This is a genomic window from Amycolatopsis sp. CA-161197 (genome assembly GCF_050942255.1).
Taxonomy (GTDB): Bacteria; Actinomycetota; Actinomycetes; order Mycobacteriales; family Pseudonocardiaceae; genus Amycolatopsis.
Genome location: NZ_CP192059.1, coordinates 2,887,264 through 2,901,132 on the forward strand (window position 1 = coordinate 2,887,264; position 13,869 = coordinate 2,901,132).

General features: G+C 70.9%; 15 protein-coding genes. 8 read left to right on the forward strand and 7 right to left on the reverse strand.

Annotation, left to right across the window (positions count from 1 at the left end):
• Window positions 1-175 precede the first annotated feature (175 nt).
• Both ACQPXB_RS13850 and ppgK read right to left on the reverse strand, forming a co-directional pair.
• On the reverse strand, window positions 176-1,582 hold the full coding sequence (locus tag ACQPXB_RS13850) for an RNA polymerase sigma factor (RefSeq protein ID WP_366588009.1): 1,407 nt from the start codon (window positions 1,580-1,582) through the stop codon (window positions 176-178).
• 255 nt (window positions 1,583-1,837) lie between these two features.
• On the reverse strand, window positions 1,838-2,599 hold the full coding sequence (gene ppgK / locus ACQPXB_RS13855; RefSeq protein ID WP_366588012.1) for a polyphosphate--glucose phosphotransferase: 762 nt from the start codon (window positions 2,597-2,599) through the stop codon (window positions 1,838-1,840).
• A gap of 64 nt (window positions 2,600-2,663) precedes the next feature.
• Between ppgK and ACQPXB_RS13860 the strand changes: the two genes are divergently transcribed.
• The gene (locus ACQPXB_RS13860) at window positions 2,664-3,485 is read left to right on the forward strand and encodes an inositol monophosphatase family protein (RefSeq protein WP_366588014.1); all 822 of its coding nucleotides are present in this window, start codon (window positions 2,664-2,666) and stop codon (window positions 3,483-3,485) included.
• Window positions 3,486-3,519: 34 nt separating this feature from the next.
• Here ACQPXB_RS13860 and cei read toward each other — a convergent pair whose 3' ends face one another.
• Window positions 3,520-4,203, reverse strand: a complete 684-nt coding sequence (gene cei / locus ACQPXB_RS13865; RefSeq protein WP_432851977.1) for an envelope integrity protein Cei — start codon at window positions 4,201-4,203, stop codon at window positions 3,520-3,522.
• A 594-nt stretch (window positions 4,204-4,797) separates the two neighbouring features.
• Here cei and ACQPXB_RS13870 point away from each other — a divergent pair.
• Window positions 4,798-5,106 carry a DUF4193 domain-containing protein gene (locus ACQPXB_RS13870; protein WP_204090248.1) on the forward strand — a complete coding sequence of 103 codons (309 nt, stop codon included), beginning with the start codon at window positions 4,798-4,800 and terminating at the stop codon, window positions 5,104-5,106.
• 192 nt (window positions 5,107-5,298) lie between these two features.
• Here ACQPXB_RS13870 and ACQPXB_RS13875 read toward each other — a convergent pair whose 3' ends face one another.
• Window positions 5,299-5,784: a DUF3093 domain-containing protein gene (locus ACQPXB_RS13875; RefSeq protein ID WP_366588018.1), complete on the reverse strand. Its 486-nt coding sequence runs from the start codon at window positions 5,782-5,784 to the stop codon at window positions 5,299-5,301.
• A gap of 24 nt (window positions 5,785-5,808) precedes the next feature.
• Between ACQPXB_RS13875 and dut the strand changes: the two genes are divergently transcribed.
• Both dut and ACQPXB_RS13885 read left to right on the forward strand, forming a co-directional pair.
• Entirely contained in the window at window positions 5,809-6,312 is a 504-nt protein-coding gene (dut, locus tag ACQPXB_RS13880; RefSeq protein ID WP_432851982.1) for a dUTP diphosphatase, read from the forward strand.
• Window positions 6,312-6,974 carry a DUF3710 domain-containing protein gene (locus ACQPXB_RS13885; protein ID WP_366588022.1) on the forward strand — a complete coding sequence of 221 codons (663 nt, stop codon included), beginning with the start codon at window positions 6,312-6,314 and terminating at the stop codon, window positions 6,972-6,974. Before dut ends, ACQPXB_RS13885 begins: the two co-directional genes overlap by 1 nt.
• A 61-nt stretch (window positions 6,975-7,035) precedes the next feature.
• Here the strand turns inward: ACQPXB_RS13885 and ACQPXB_RS13890 are convergent, their stop codons facing one another.
• Entirely contained in the window at window positions 7,036-7,767 is a 732-nt protein-coding gene (locus tag ACQPXB_RS13890) for an alpha/beta fold hydrolase (protein ID WP_432851985.1), read from the reverse strand.
• Window positions 7,768-7,869: 102 nt separating this feature from the next.
• Here ACQPXB_RS13890 and ACQPXB_RS13895 point away from each other — a divergent pair, with 102 nt between their 5' ends.
• Together ACQPXB_RS13895 and ACQPXB_RS13900 are read left to right on the forward strand one after the other, a co-directional pair.
• Entirely contained in the window at window positions 7,870-8,250 is a 381-nt protein-coding gene (locus ACQPXB_RS13895; protein WP_220238342.1) for an OB-fold nucleic acid binding domain-containing protein, read from the forward strand.
• A gap of 9 nt (window positions 8,251-8,259) precedes the next feature.
• Complete coding sequence (locus ACQPXB_RS13900; RefSeq protein ID WP_386956250.1) at window positions 8,260-9,054, forward strand: DUF3159 domain-containing protein; 795 nt, start codon at window positions 8,260-8,262, stop codon at window positions 9,052-9,054.
• A gap of 63 nt (window positions 9,055-9,117) precedes the next feature.
• Here ACQPXB_RS13900 and ACQPXB_RS13905 read toward each other — a convergent pair whose 3' ends face one another.
• On the reverse strand, window positions 9,118-9,774 hold the full coding sequence (locus ACQPXB_RS13905; protein WP_360596843.1) for a potassium channel family protein: 657 nt from the start codon (window positions 9,772-9,774) through the stop codon (window positions 9,118-9,120).
• On the reverse strand, window positions 9,774-10,439 hold the full coding sequence (locus tag ACQPXB_RS13910) for a potassium channel family protein (RefSeq protein WP_366588026.1): 666 nt from the start codon (window positions 10,437-10,439) through the stop codon (window positions 9,774-9,776). The genes ACQPXB_RS13905 and ACQPXB_RS13910 overlap by 1 nt, the downstream gene beginning before the upstream one ends.
• Window positions 10,440-10,535: 96 nt before the next feature.
• Here ACQPXB_RS13910 and ACQPXB_RS13915 point away from each other — a divergent pair, with 96 nt between their 5' ends.
• Together ACQPXB_RS13915 and ACQPXB_RS13920 are read left to right on the forward strand one after the other, a co-directional pair.
• On the forward strand, window positions 10,536-12,584 hold the full coding sequence (locus ACQPXB_RS13915) for an APC family permease (protein ID WP_432851991.1): 2,049 nt from the start codon (window positions 10,536-10,538) through the stop codon (window positions 12,582-12,584).
• Entirely contained in the window at window positions 12,581-13,771 is a 1,191-nt protein-coding gene (locus ACQPXB_RS13920) for a class I SAM-dependent RNA methyltransferase (protein ID WP_432851993.1), read from the forward strand. The genes ACQPXB_RS13915 and ACQPXB_RS13920 overlap by 4 nt, the downstream gene beginning before the upstream one ends.
• Window positions 13,772-13,869 lie beyond the last annotated feature (98 nt).

The following is a 13,869-nucleotide window of genomic DNA, read 5'->3' on the forward strand; positions in this document are numbered from 1 at the left end:
CAGTCCTGTGAGCGGGAGCCCTCTTCGTCCACAGTGGCCGGTCGGTCCGTACCCCACCGATCAGTGCACGGTCGAGAAGCCTGCCCCGTTGATCAAAGCCCAGTGGATCTTCGCGCACAGCAAAGAACCCCGCCACCGGATTCCGGTGACGGGGTTCTTCGTCGAGACTGAGTGATCAGTCCAGGTAGTCCCGGAGGACCTGGGACCGCGACGGGTGCCGCAGCTTCGACATCGTCTTCGACTCGATCTGGCGGATGCGCTCACGCGTGACGCCGTAGACCTGGCCGATCTCGTCGAGCGTGCGCGGCTGGCCGTCGGTGAGACCGAAGCGCAGCCGGACCACGCCCGCCTCGCGCTCGGACAGCGTCTGCAGCACCGACTGGAGCTGGTCCTGCAGCAGCGTGAACGACACCGCGTCGACCGCGACGACCGCTTCGGAGTCTTCGATGAAGTCACCGAGCTGCGAGTCGCCCTCGTCGCCGATGGTCTGGTCCAGCGAGATCGGCTCACGCGCGTACTGCTGGATCTCCAGGACCTTCTCCGGCGAGATGTCCATCTCCTTGGCGAGCTCCTCGGGCGTCGGCTCGCGGCCGAGGTCCTGAAGGAGTTCGCGCTGTATACGGCCGAGCTTGTTGATGACCTCGACCATGTGCACCGGGATGCGGATGGTGCGGGCCTGGTCGGCCATCGCGCGGGTGATCGCCTGGCGGATCCACCACGTGGCGTACGTCGAGAACTTGTAGCCCTTGGTGTAGTCGAACTTCTCCACCGCGCGGATCAGGCCGAGGTTGCCTTCCTGGATGAGGTCCAGGAACGCCATGCCGCGGCCGGTGTAGCGCTTGGCCAGCGAGACCACGAGCCGGAGGTTCGCCTCCAGCAGGTGGTTCTTGGCGCGCTCGCCGTCGCGCACGATCCACTTGAGATCGCGGCGCATCTGGGTGACGAGCTTCTCGCCCTCCTCCTCGGCGGTGCGCACGCGCTCGGCGGCGTAGAGACCCGCCTCGATGCGCTTGGCGAGCTCCACCTCCTCCTCGGCGTTGAGCAGCGCGACCTTGCCGATCTGCTTGAGGTAGGCACGCACCGAGTCCGCCGACGCGGTGAGCTCGGCGTCCTTGCGCGCCTGGCGCAGCGCCTCGGACTCCTCCTCGTCCCAGACGAAGTCCGGGTTGTCCGAGGCGGACTTCGGCCCCTTCTCGGCGGCTGCGTTGCTCCGGCGGCGCGCGGCGGGCGTCTCCGTCTCCTCGGCTTCGTCTTCCGAGTCGTCGGAGTCGTCGTCGGCGACCTCGTCGTTGACCGTCTCGTCGACGACGTCGACCTCGACCTCTTCCAGGTCGGACAGGTCCGGGGTGTCGAGTTCGGCCTCGTCGAGGTCGACCGGGCCGTCCGGGTCGCCGTCTTCGGTCTTGGGCGCCTTGGTGGTGGCCTTCTTGGCCGGCGCTTTCTTGGCCGGAGCCTTCTTCGCGCCGGCAGACCTGGTGGCGGTCTTGGGTTTCGCCGCGCCGGTGGCTGCCTCGTCGGCCGGCTCGCCGGCTGCGGTCGCTGTCTTCGTCCCGCTTCGGGTTGCGGTTCTTGCGGCTGCCACTTACGCCCTTTCGCAGCGGTCGATCATGACGAGCCGAGGTATCGCCACCTCGGCTGCCTCACATTCGGGGAACACGCCTCGGCCTGCGGTTTTCACTCCCGCAGCCGTGGGCCGCGTTCCATTGTAACGACGGCCGGGCAGTGCGTCGCGAAGCGATCACCCTCCGGCCTGCCGCACGGTACCCGCACGTGACCTTCCCGTGACCCGCGCGTTGGTTTCGCGGCCGTTCCCGGGCGTCTGCGGGTCCGTGCTCGATCAGTGCTCGATGCCCTCGACCGCGGCCGCGGCGGCGCCGACGATGCCCGCGTTGTTCTGCAGCGAAGCCACGATCACCGGAGTCCGGACCTCCAGCAGCGGCACCCACTTCTCCGCCTTCTTGCTCACGCCGCCGCCGACGATGAACAGATCCGGCCAGATCAGGTTCTCCAGCACGGTCAGGTAACGGTGTACCCGCTTGGCCCACTGGTGGTAGGACAGGCCCTCATTGTCCTTCACCGACGCCGCGGCGCGCTTCTCCGCGTCGTGGCCGTCGACCTCGAGGTGGCCGAACTCGGTGTTCGGCACGAGCTTGCCGTCGTGGAAGACGGCGCTGCCGATGCCGGTGCCGAAGGTCAGCAGGGCGGTGACGCCGGTGCGCGCGGCCTTGTCGCCGAAGCGGATCTCGGCCATGCCGGCCGCGTCGGCGTCGTTGAGCATCGCCACGTCCGCGACGCTCTTGCCGAGCCGCTTGGCGAACAGCGCGTCGGCGTCCGTGCCGATCCAGGCGTGGTCGATGTTGGCCGCGGTGTGCGCGACGCCCTTCTTGACGACCGCCGGCAGCGTCACGCCGACCGGTCCGTCCCACTCCGCGGCGCGCACGATCTCGGCCACCACGTCCGCGACGGCGTCGGGTGTTGACGGCTGCGGCGTCTCGATCCGGTGTCGCTCGCCGATGAGCTGTCCCGTTTCCAAATCGACCAGCGCGCCCTTGATCCCGCTGCCGCCGATGTCGATTCCGAAACCTCGGGTCGCCGTCACTGACGTGGTCCCTTCTCGCACGATTCAGAAGTCTGCTGCGGAGACTTTAACCGGATGTGGTGACATGTCGGACGTGGGAGCTGACGAGTCGTTGCTGAAAAGCGTTGCGGAGCAGGTGGCGGTCGAGGCGGCCGGGCTGGTGCGGGCGGCTTGGACCGCCATGCAGGCGGGCGGTGAGGTCCGCGTCGACACCAAGTCGGCGGACACCGACGTGGTCACCGCGATCGACAAGGAGTCCGAGGAGCTGGTGCGCGCGCGGCTGGCCGAGCTGCGCCCGGGCGAGCCCGTGCTCGGGGAGGAGGGCGGCGGCGCCGCGGCCGGGTCCGGCGTGACCTGGGTGGTGGACCCGATCGACGGGACCGTCAACTTCCTCTACGGGCTACCGGCGTTCGCGGTGTCGCTGGCCGCTCAGGTCGACGGGGTGTCGGTGGCCGGCGCGGTCGTGGAACCCGTCAGCGGCCGCCGCTGGACGGCCGCGCGGGGCCAGGGTGCCTGGCTCGACGGCAGGCGCCTCTCGGCGTCCTCGCCGACGCGCCTGGACCTGTCGCTGGTCGGCACGGGGTTCGCCTACGCGCGCGACCGTCGCGTGCGCCAGGGCGCGCTCGCGGGCGAGCTGCTCGGGCACGTGCGGGACCTCCGCCGCGGCGGGGCGGCGTCGCTGGAGCTGTGCGCGGTCGGCGCGGGCTGGCTCGACGCGTACTTCGAGCACGGCCTGCACCGCTGGGACTGGGCCGCCGGGGCGCTCGTCGCGGCCGAGGCCGGCGCGACGATCCTCCTGCCGGGCTCGGCACCCGACCTGGGCGAGGACGTGACCTTCGCGGCGGCGCCCGGCATCGCGGAGCCGCTGCGGCAGGTGCTGGCTTCGCTGGACGCCAAGAGCGTCTGACGCGTGCCCTGGACCCCCGCGCGGGGGTCCAGGGTCAGCAGGCGACGTCGCGGGCCGCGGCGAGCAGCGTCTGGTCGATCACCGGCGCGCCGGGGCCCGAGGACTGCTCGTTGCCGCCCCCGCCCTGGTGGGACTTGGACCAGTCGGCGAGCTTCTGGAGGATCTGGCGCGCCTCCGGGCGCGGGTGGATGTCGTCGAAGAGCGTGCCGGTGACGAGGTCGACGCTGGCGTCCTTGCGGTTGTCGCGCACGAGCTCGGCGCACGGCACCACGAGACTCACCGTGCGGGCGGCCGCGGCGCCGTTCTCGCCGTAGCGGATCTGGCCGCGGCACTTGGCGTCGCCCTTGGGGTACGCCGGGTCGTTGGCCGGGTCGCCGGTGGCGGTGAAGCCCAGCTCGCGCAGGGCCGTGGTCGTGATGCCGCCCTGGCCGCGCGTGGTGCTCGCGTTGAGGACCTTCAGCGCCACCTTGTCGGGCGGCACGGGGGAGCGGTCGTCGAGGCCGTTGTGGGCCACGGTCGTGTAAGTGGTGCCCGGTGGCGGAGTGGGGGCGGGCGTGCAGAGCACGGCCTCGTCGACGTCCCCTCGGCCGACCACGGCGTTCACCCACACGAACACCGCGCCGAGGGCGAGCACCCCGATCACGATGAGCGCGGGCAGCGGCCGGTGCTTGCGATAGGGCCGCGCACCACGGTCCCCCGAGCCGTTCCCCGACGCCACCTGCCCCGTCCCTTCCCGAACGCGGAAACCCCGTCCGCGGACCCCTCGCCGCGAGACCCCCACGACCGCGTGGCGCCGCGCGCCCCGGTCGGTTTCGTCCCCCGGTTTCGTCCCCGGTTTCACCAGGCGACACCGTGCGGGCCGCCGTAGCCGCCCAGCCTAGGCGTTCGGCGCCGCACCCGGTGGCGCGGGTCACCGTGTGCCCGCCCCGTCCCCGCCGAGGCCGGGCCGCGAATCCCCGGTCCGCCGATCGCACCACGGAGACCTCCGCGGGAGCAAGCGGACACCGCTGCCGGGTGATCTTCGCGACGCGCGGGCAACCTGACCGGACCGCACCCGTCTCACCTGCGGGTTCCCCCTGTCGGGTGACGAAATTCAAGCAATGTGCGACTCGGTGCGGAGCTCGGCGAACGGTGAGCTACCCTTCCCGGGCTCCGGCCGCAGGAAGAGGGGCACCTGGCTGAGACCTCGGTCACTGCGGGCGCCGGGCACAAACAGGGGCGCTGGAACGTTGACCAGCGGCACGACCGGCTCACGGGCACGCCCGCGGGACCGGAAGAACAAGACAAGCTGATTCGCAGGGGTGAGGGACACATGGCTACCGACTACGACGCTCCGCGCCGCAGCGAAGCCGACGAGCTGGCCGAAGACTCGTTGGAGGAGCTGAAGGCCCGGCGGAACGAGAACCAGTCCGGCGTCGTCGACGTCGACGAGGACGCGAACGCCGAGAACTTCGAGCTTCCTGGTGCCGACCTTTCCGGGCTTTCCGGCGAGGACATGACCGTGAAGGTCGTGCCGAAGCAGGCTGACGAGTTCACCTGCTCGGTCTGCTTCCTAGTGCACCACCGCAGCAGGCTCGCCGAAGACAACGGCGGCCGGCTGATCTGCCGCGACTGCGCCTGAGCACAGCCTGCGCCTGACGGCGTACGGGGATCTCGTACAGGGCTTCAGGGGAACACAGGTTTTCAGGGGAAACACAGTCGCGGCGGTCCGGGGAAGCTCGCTCGCGAGCTGGGTAAAGGGGGTCGGCCCACCAGGCCGGCCCCCTTCCGCGTCCGCGGGACCGGTTCCGCGGAAAACTTCAGGCGCGCCCGTTCAGGAACGGGCGCGCAGGAGTTCGGCGACGCGCTTCGGCTTGCGCGTGCTGAACAGCCAGTACGGCGTGGGGTCGGCCGGGTCCGTGAGCTGCACGCGGACCGCCGGGCCCACCCAGCCGCGGTGCATCACGAACGCGGCCGGGTCGCCGTCACGTCCGAGGGCGCGGCGCTTGTCGTCCTTCTCGAGGATCTCGACCACGCCGGCGAAGCGCAGCGGCAAGTGCGCGTCGCCGACCCACAGCTCCGGCTCGTCACCGCCCGTCACCCGCACGCGCGAGCGGCCGAGCGACAGCAGCAGCGCGCCCATCACGACGATGGCGATGGGCAGCGGGATCCACACCGGGATCGAGGGGTACCCGAGGTGGATCTCCACGCCGAGCAGGATCGCGCCGAGCATCGGCAGCGGCCAGCCCCACCACGGCACGTACAGCCGTTCGGAGTGCGCCAGTCCGCGCTTCACGGCGGTGTTCACGGTGTCAGCCACGCGACAAGGGTAGTCTCGCCGCCCGTGTCCAGCGTTCAGGTACTCCTCTCCCGGCTCGACCCCGGCGTCCCGTTGCCCGCGTACGCGCGGCCCGGCGACGCGGGCGCCGACCTCGTCACCACCTCGGATATCGTGCTCGGGCCCGGCGAACGCGGGGTGGTGGGAACCGGCGTCGCGATCGCGCTGCCGCCGGGGTTCGCGGGGTTCGTCCACCCGCGCTCGGGGCTGGCGGCCCGCGTGGGCCTTTCGGTGGTGAACACCCCCGGCACGATCGACGCGGGGTACCGCGGTGAGATCCGGATCTGCCTCATCAACCATGATCTCCACGACCCGGTGGTGCTCGCGCGCGGCGACCGGATCGCGCAGCTGGTGATCCAGCGGGTCGAGCACGCCGTGTTCGTGGAGGTCGCCGAGCTCGGCGACACCGAACGTGGCGCCGGTGGTTACGGCTCGACGGGCGGGCACGCCACACTGGTCCCGGACGTGCCCGGCGCGGATGCGGGCACTGGGGAAGGAACGGAGAAGTAGTGGGGATCTTCGGACGCAAGCGCAAGTCCGACGGCGGGCCGACCGAGCCCGCCGACGGCGCCGCGGGCGACACCGGGGCGGACGCCGACGACGCGATCGAACCCGAGAACCAGTTGTCGGAGACCGAGCAGGGGCCCTTCGACGTCGCCGACGCCGAAGAGGACGGCATCCCGCGCATCGACCTCGGTTCGGTGCGGGTCCCGGTCCCGGACGGCTCGCAGGTGCAGGTCGAGATGGACCCAGAGGCCGGTGGTGTCCGCGCGGTCCACGTGGTGACCGAGCAGGGCCAGATCACGGTCAGCGCCTACGCGGCGCCGCGCTCCGGCGGCCTGTGGCGCGAGGTCGGCACCGAGCTGGCCGACCAGCTGCGGGCCGACGGCGCGAAGGTGACGGTCGGCCGCGGCGAGTGGGGCCTGGAGCTCTCGGCCATCGTCGGCGACGTCGCGCTGCGCTTCGTCGGTGTCGACGGCCCGCGCTGGATGCTGCGCGGCGTGATCGCCGGTCCGCAGTCGCAGTCCGCGCAGGCGCCCGACGTGCTCCGCATGATCGTGCGCCACACGATCGTCGACCGCGGCGACTCCCCGATGCCGGTGCGCACCCCGCTCCCCATCACGCTGCCGGAAGCCGTCGCGCAGCACATCGCCGAGCAGCAAGAAGGCTGACCGTCGTACGAGGAAGGCCCCGGCACTCACCCGTGCCGGGGCCTTCGTTCATTTCTTTTCACTACACAGTTCCGGCGGCGGACTCGAACCAGCCCTTGAGGAACCCGACCAGGCTCGCGCGTCCCAGCACTTCGCGGTCCCGCCCGAAATCGGCCAGCTCGACCACGCCCAGCTCCCCTCTCGGCAGCACCAAGGCCCACTCGCGCGCCGCCGCCACGGGGTGCACCAGGTCACCGGCGCACCCGGCAACCCCGGCCGGCACCGCGACCGTCGCCAATTCGGTCAACGACGGCGCGCGCCGGCCCGCCGCGACCCGCAGCCCCGCCACCAGGTCGTCGCCGTGGCGCCGCCAGGCCCGAGACAGCTCGGCGACGAGCCACGCCGGGCTCCCGGCCGCCACCGCGGCCAGCGCGCCGTCGACCCCCTGAGCGGCCACCAGATCGGCTGAGGCGCGCGCCGCGACGGCCGCGGGCGCTGAGCCGGGCTCGCCGTTCCAGGCCGGGAGCGCGCACACCAGCCCCTCGCAACGGCCCGGGTTCGCCACCGCCCACTCCGCGGCCAGGTGCGCGCCGAACGAGACGCCGCCGACGACCAGCGACCCGTGCACCCGCGCGAGCCGGTCCAGCTCTTCGAGGTACCCCTCGGCGAGCGCGGCACCGGGCGGCGGGGGAGGCGCGATCAGCCGGGCGCCCACCAAAGCCAACGGGCCGGTGAACACCGACTGAACGAACGTTTCATCGGACCCTGTTCCGGGCAGCAGGACCACGGGCAAGTTCCGGATTGCGGACGTCACGTTGCGATCTTGGCGCAAACCCGTTTCGCTGATGTGAACCACAGCTACGCTGGTTTACGCACGGGCCGCGAAGTCGGGGGCCCCGGAGCACAGGAGCACACCATGTCCGCCAAGGACGGCGGCTACTTCAGCCGGTTGGTTCGCAAGCTGACCAGCGACGTCGAGGACCTCGACGCCGACGAGATGTCCGAGAGGTCCGGGGCCGAAGGGGCGCGCCGCGCCTGTGACTGCCGGTCCGGCGAAGAGGCGACAGTGCTCGGCAGGCTGCGCAGCGTCGAGCTGTGCCCGAGCGAGGGAACTCCGACGCTCCAGGCCGAGCTGTTCGACGGCACACAGGGCGTGACGCTAATCTGGCTGGGCCGACGCCGGATCCCCGGTATCGAGCCGGGTCGGACCATCAAGGTCCGCGGCCGGATGGCAGAGCGTGACGGCCAGAAGGTGCTGTACAACCCGTACTACGAACTCCAGAGCCCGGTAGGTTGATCGACTCCCGTGACTGAACCCGCTCCCCGCGACGAGAAGCACGTGCCCGAAGGCGGGGACGAAAAGCAGGACAGCGACCAGCACCGCGCCGACGACGGAACCGACACCGACGCCGAGAAGCCCGAACCCACGTTGCTGGAGCAGATGGGCGGCGTGTCCGGTCTGTTCTACTCGTCGGTGCCGGTGATCGTGTTCGTGCTGGTGAACGCCTTCTTCGGGCTCACCGCGGCGATCTGGGGCTCGGTCGGCAGCGCCGTGGCGATCACGGTGCTGCGGGTCGTGCGCAAGGAGCCGCTGCAGCCGGCGATCTCGGGGTTCTTCGGGGTCGCGATCGCGGCGTTCATCGCGTTCCGCACGGGTTCGGCCAAGGGCTTCTTCCTCTTCGGCATCTGGGCGAGCCTCGCCTACTGCGGTGTGTTCGTGCTGTCGATCCTGGTGCGCTGGCCGATCGCCGGCGTGGTGTGGAGCGCGCTCAACGGCACCGGCCAGGCCTGGCGCAAGGACAAGCCCTCGCGCTACGGCTACGACGTCGCCACGCTCGCGCTGGCCGTGATCTTCGCCGCCCGGTTCGTGGTGCAGCGCTGGCTCTACAACAGCGACTACACCGGCTGGCTGGCGTTCGCGAAGATCGCCATGGGTTACCCGCTCTACGCGCTCGGCCTGCTCGTGGTCGTCTGGGCGGTCCGCCGCTCGGACAAGCGGCTCAAGGCACTGGCCGAGACGGAACCGAAGCCGGAGACCGACGCGGAGGTCGAGGCCCGGCTGCGCGAGAAGTACGCGCAGACGCCGACTCCGGAGGTTTGACCGACTTCCCCAAGACGCCGGAAAGGCCCCTCACGTGCTCGTGAGGGGCCTTTCCCGTCTGCGTCAGTATCCCAGGGCCGTGCGGATCTCCGGCTCGACGTCCGACGTCGCCACGAACAGCAGCTCGTCACCGGCCTCCAGCGGGTCCTCCGGCTGCGGCACGATCACGCGGTCGCCGCGCAGGATCGTCACGAGCGCCGCGTCGCGGGGCAGCGCGATCTCGCTCACGGGCTTGCCGGCCAACGGGGTCTCCTCGGGCAGCGTGAGCTCCACGAGGTTCGCCTGGCTCTGGCGGAAGGTCATCAGCCGCACGAGGTCGCCGACGCTCACGGCCTCCTCGACCATCGCGGCGAGCATGCGCGGGGTCGACACGGCGACGTCGACGCCCCAGGCGTCGGTGAAGAGCCATTCGTTGGCGGGGTTGTTCACCCGGGCCACCACGCGGCGCACGGCGAACTCCGTCTTCGCGAGCAGTGACACCACGAGGTTGGACTTGTCGTCGCCGGTGGCGGCGATCACCACGTCGCAGCGCTCGATCCCCGACTCCTCGAGGATCGAGACCTCGCACGCGTCGCCGAGGACCCAGTCGGCCTGCGGCACGGTGTCGGGTTCGAACTGGTCGGCCTCGCGCTCGATCAGCATCACCTGGTGCCGTCCGTCGATCAGCTCGACGGCGATGGAGCGCCCGACGGCGCCGGCACCCGCGATCGCGACCCGCATCAGTTCTCCTCCTCCGGAGCGCGAGCGGCCACGCTCGTCACGTCGCTGACGGTGCCGGAGCGGGCCGCGACGTACACGACGTCGTCGGCCTGCACCATGGTCTTGTTGTCCGGCAGCACGCCGTTGCCGAACCGCATGATGAACGCGACGCGTGCGCCGGTGGCGTCCTGGAGCTCGCGCACGCTGCGCCCGATCCAGCCCTCGTTCAGCGGCAGCTGCAGCAGCGCGACGTTGCCCGAGGGATCACGCCACACCGAGGCGACGCCGTCCGGCAGGAGCGTGCGCAGGAAGCGGTCGGTGGTCCACGGCACCGTCGCGACGGTGGGGATGCCGAGCCGCTCGTACACGGCGGCGCGCTTGTGGTCGTAGATCCGCGCGACCACGTGCTCGATGCCGAAGTTCTCGCGCGCGACCCGCGCGGAGATGATGTTGGAGTTGTCACCGCTCGACACGGCCGCGAACGCGCCGGCCTGTTCGATGCCCGCCTCGATCAGCACCTGCCGGTCGAACCCGACGCCGACGATCTGCTGGCCGTGGAAGTCGCTGCCCAGCCGGCGGAACGCCTGGGGGTTCTTGTCGATGACGGCCACCTCGTGGCCGAGACGCTCCAGCGCCGCGGCCAGGGATGCGCCGACCCGGCCGCACCCCATGATCACCACGTGCACGCCCTGCCTCCTCGTAGGTGGGGGTAAACCCGTCCGTAGGTACCCTCGCGCACCAGCGCCGAACCTACCGTGCGGGGTGGCAGTTAGTCTTCCAAGGTGTCGAAGTTCCCGACCGTGCTGAAGCGCCTGGTGCTCGGACGTCCGTTCCGTAGCGACAGCCTCGGCCACACGCTCCTGCCCAAGCGCATCGCGCTGCCGATCTTCGCGTCGGACGCGCTCTCCAGCGTCGCGTACGCGCCGGAGGAGATCTTCCTGACCCTGAGCTTCGCCGGGCTGTCGGCGTACGCGTTCGCGCCGTGGATCGGGGTGGCCGTGGCGCTGGTCATGCTGACGGTCGTGGCGTCGTACCGGCAGAACGTGCACGCCTACCCGAGCGGTGGCGGTGACTACGAGGTCGCCGGCACCAACCTGGGCAGCAAGTTCGGGCTCACCGTGGCCAGCGCGCTGCTCGTGGACTACGTGATGACCGTCGCAGTGTCCACTTCGTCCGGTGTGGCCAACATCGGCTCGGCCATCCCGTGGGTCGCCGAGCACAAGGTGATCACCGCCGTGGTGATCGTCGCGGTGCTGACCGCGCTGAACCTGCGCGGAGTGCGCGAATCGGGCAAAGCCTTCGCAATCCCCGTCTACGGCTTCATCATCGGCATCCTGGTCATGGTCGGGTGGGGGCTGATCGAAGCCGCGACCGGCACGACGATGCGGGCCGAGAGCGCGGGCTTCACACTGCACTCCGAAGGCACGTGGACGGGCTTCGCGTTCGTCTTCCTGATCCTGCGGTCGTTCTCCTCCGGTGCCGCGGCGCTGACCGGGGTCGAGGCGATCAGCAACGGCGTGCCGGCGTTCCGGAAGCCGAAGTCGAAGAACGCGGCCACCACGCTGCTGCTGATGGGCGTGCTCGCGGTGGTCATGCTCATCGGCATCATCACGCTCGCCGTGATCACCAAGGTGAACTTCGCCGACAACCCGGCCGAGCAGTTGCAGGGCGCTCCGGCGGGGTACCAGCAGAAGACGATCGTGACGCAGATCGCCCAGGCCGTGTTCGCCAGCTTCCCGCCGGCGTTCTACTACATTTCCTTCGCCACCGGCATCATCCTGCTGCTGGCGGCCAACACGGCCTTCAACGGTTTCCCGGTGCTCGGCTCGATCCTCGCGCAGGACCGGTACCTGCCGCGGCAGCTGCACACGCGCGGCGACCGGCTGGCGTTCTCCAACGGCATCCTGTTCCTCGCGATCTTCGCGCTGGTGCTGATCATCGCGTTCGACGCGGAAGTCACGCGGCTCATCCAGCTCTACATCGTCGGTGTGTTCGTGTCGTTCACGATCAGCCAGACCGGCATGGTCCGGCACTGGAACCGCCTGCTGGCCAAGGAAACCGACGGCGCGGTGCGGCGGCGGATGCGGCGCTCGCAGACGGTGAACGCGATCGGCCTCACGATGACCGGCACCGTGCTGATCATCGTGCTGATCACCAAGTTCCTCCTCGGTGCGTGGATCGCGATCGCCGCCATGGTGGCGATTTTCGCGTTGATGACGGCGATCCGGAAGCACTACGACCGCGTGGCCGAAGAGCTGAAGGAACTCGGCGACACCCCGACGGTGCTGCCCTCGCGCAACCACGCGATCGTGCTGGTGTCCAAACTGCACCGGCCGACGCTGCGCGCCCTGGCCTACGCCAAGGCAATGCGGCCCGACGTGCTCGAGGCCGTGACCGTGAACGTCGACGACGCCGACACCCGCCGGCTCACCGCCGAGTGGGAGGCGCACAAGTTCAAGGTGCCGCTGAAGGTCGTCGAGTCGCCCTACCGGGAAATCACGAAACCGGTGCTGGACTACGTGAAGCGCGTGCGCGGCGACAACCCGCGCAACGTGGTCACCGTGTTCATCCCGGAGTACGTGGTGGGCCACTGGTGGGAGCAGGTGCTGCACAACCAGAGTGCGTTGCGGCTCAAGGGAAGGCTGCTGTTCCAGCCGGGTGTCATCGTCGCGAGTGTGCCGTGGCAGCTGGAGTCTTCGGCGAAAGCGGCCGATCGCGAACGCCGGGCCCGACCCGCGGCCGGCGACGTGCGACGTGGGTTCGCGGCGAGCGCCGGTGGTGTCGCGAAGCCCGTGGAAACCCCCAAACCGGCCAAGGAAACTGCTGAATGACGGAGAATTGGCTCGGCCGTGTGCTCGAGCTCGAGATCGGCCCGGTCGCCCACGGCGGCCACTGCGTGTCGCGTGTGGACGGACGGGTGGTGTTCGTGCGCCACGGGTTGCCGGGCGAGCGCGTGCGCGCCGAGGTGACCGAGGACAAGGGCGGTTCGTTCTGCCGGGCGGACGCGGTGGAGGTGCTCGAGGCGTCGGAGCATCGCGTCACGCCGCCGTGCCCGCTGGCCGCCCCGGGCGGCTGCGGGGGCTGCGACTGGCAGCACGCCGACCCCGCGTACCAGCGTTCGCTGAAGGCGGCCGTGGTCGCCGAACAGCTGGAGCGCCTCGCGGGCATCACGCGTGACGTCGTGGTCGAGCCGCTCGACGGCGGCCCGCTCGGCTGGCGCAGCCGCGTGCGGCTCGTGGCCGGCCGCGACGGCCGCGCCGGGCTGCGCGCGCACCACAGCCACCGCGTCGTCGCGCTCGACGACTGCCCGATCGCGGTGCCGGGCACGCTCGACGTCGCGCTGGCCAAGCGCTGGCGCCCGGGCACCGAACTGGAGACCACCACCGACGGCGACGGGCACACGCACCTGCGCGAGCTCTCCACCGTCCACGGCCGCACCAAGTCCCGCCAGCTGTCCGGCGGCCTCGCCGTGCAACACGCGGCCGGCCGCGACTGGCGCCTCGACGCCCACGGCTTCTGGCAGGTGCACCCCTTCGCGGCCGACACGTTCGCCCAGCTCGTACGCGAGTGGGCCGAGGCCCCGCGCGGCGGCGTGGCGTGGGACCTCTACGCCGGCGTCGGCCTGTTCGCGTCGGTGCTGGCCGACCAGGTCGGCCCGGACGGGCACGTGCTCGCCGTGGAGTCCGGCCGCCAGGCGGTGACCGACGGCCAGCGCAACCTCGCCGACCTGCCCCAAGTCTCGTGGCGCGCCGGCCGCGTCGAACACGCCCTCGAAGACGCCCCGAAGCCCGTCGACGTGGTCGTCCTCGACCCCCCGCGCAAGGGCGCCGGCCGCGCCGTGGTGGACGCCATCGCGGCGGGCTCGCCCGACCGCATCGTGTACGTCGCCTGCGACCCCGCCGCCCTCGCCCGCGACCTCGCGACCTTCGCCGACCACGGGTACTCCCTCACGGACCTGCGGGCGTTCGACGCTTTCCCGATGACCCACCACGTGGAGTGCGTCGCTCTCCTGCAGTGATTTTGGCCCCGGCTCCGCCGGGGCGTGCGAGATCGCCTTTGAGCCGGCTTCTGGATTGAGCGGTCGGATCGGCCTGGCGGCCGATCGCACCGCCCAAT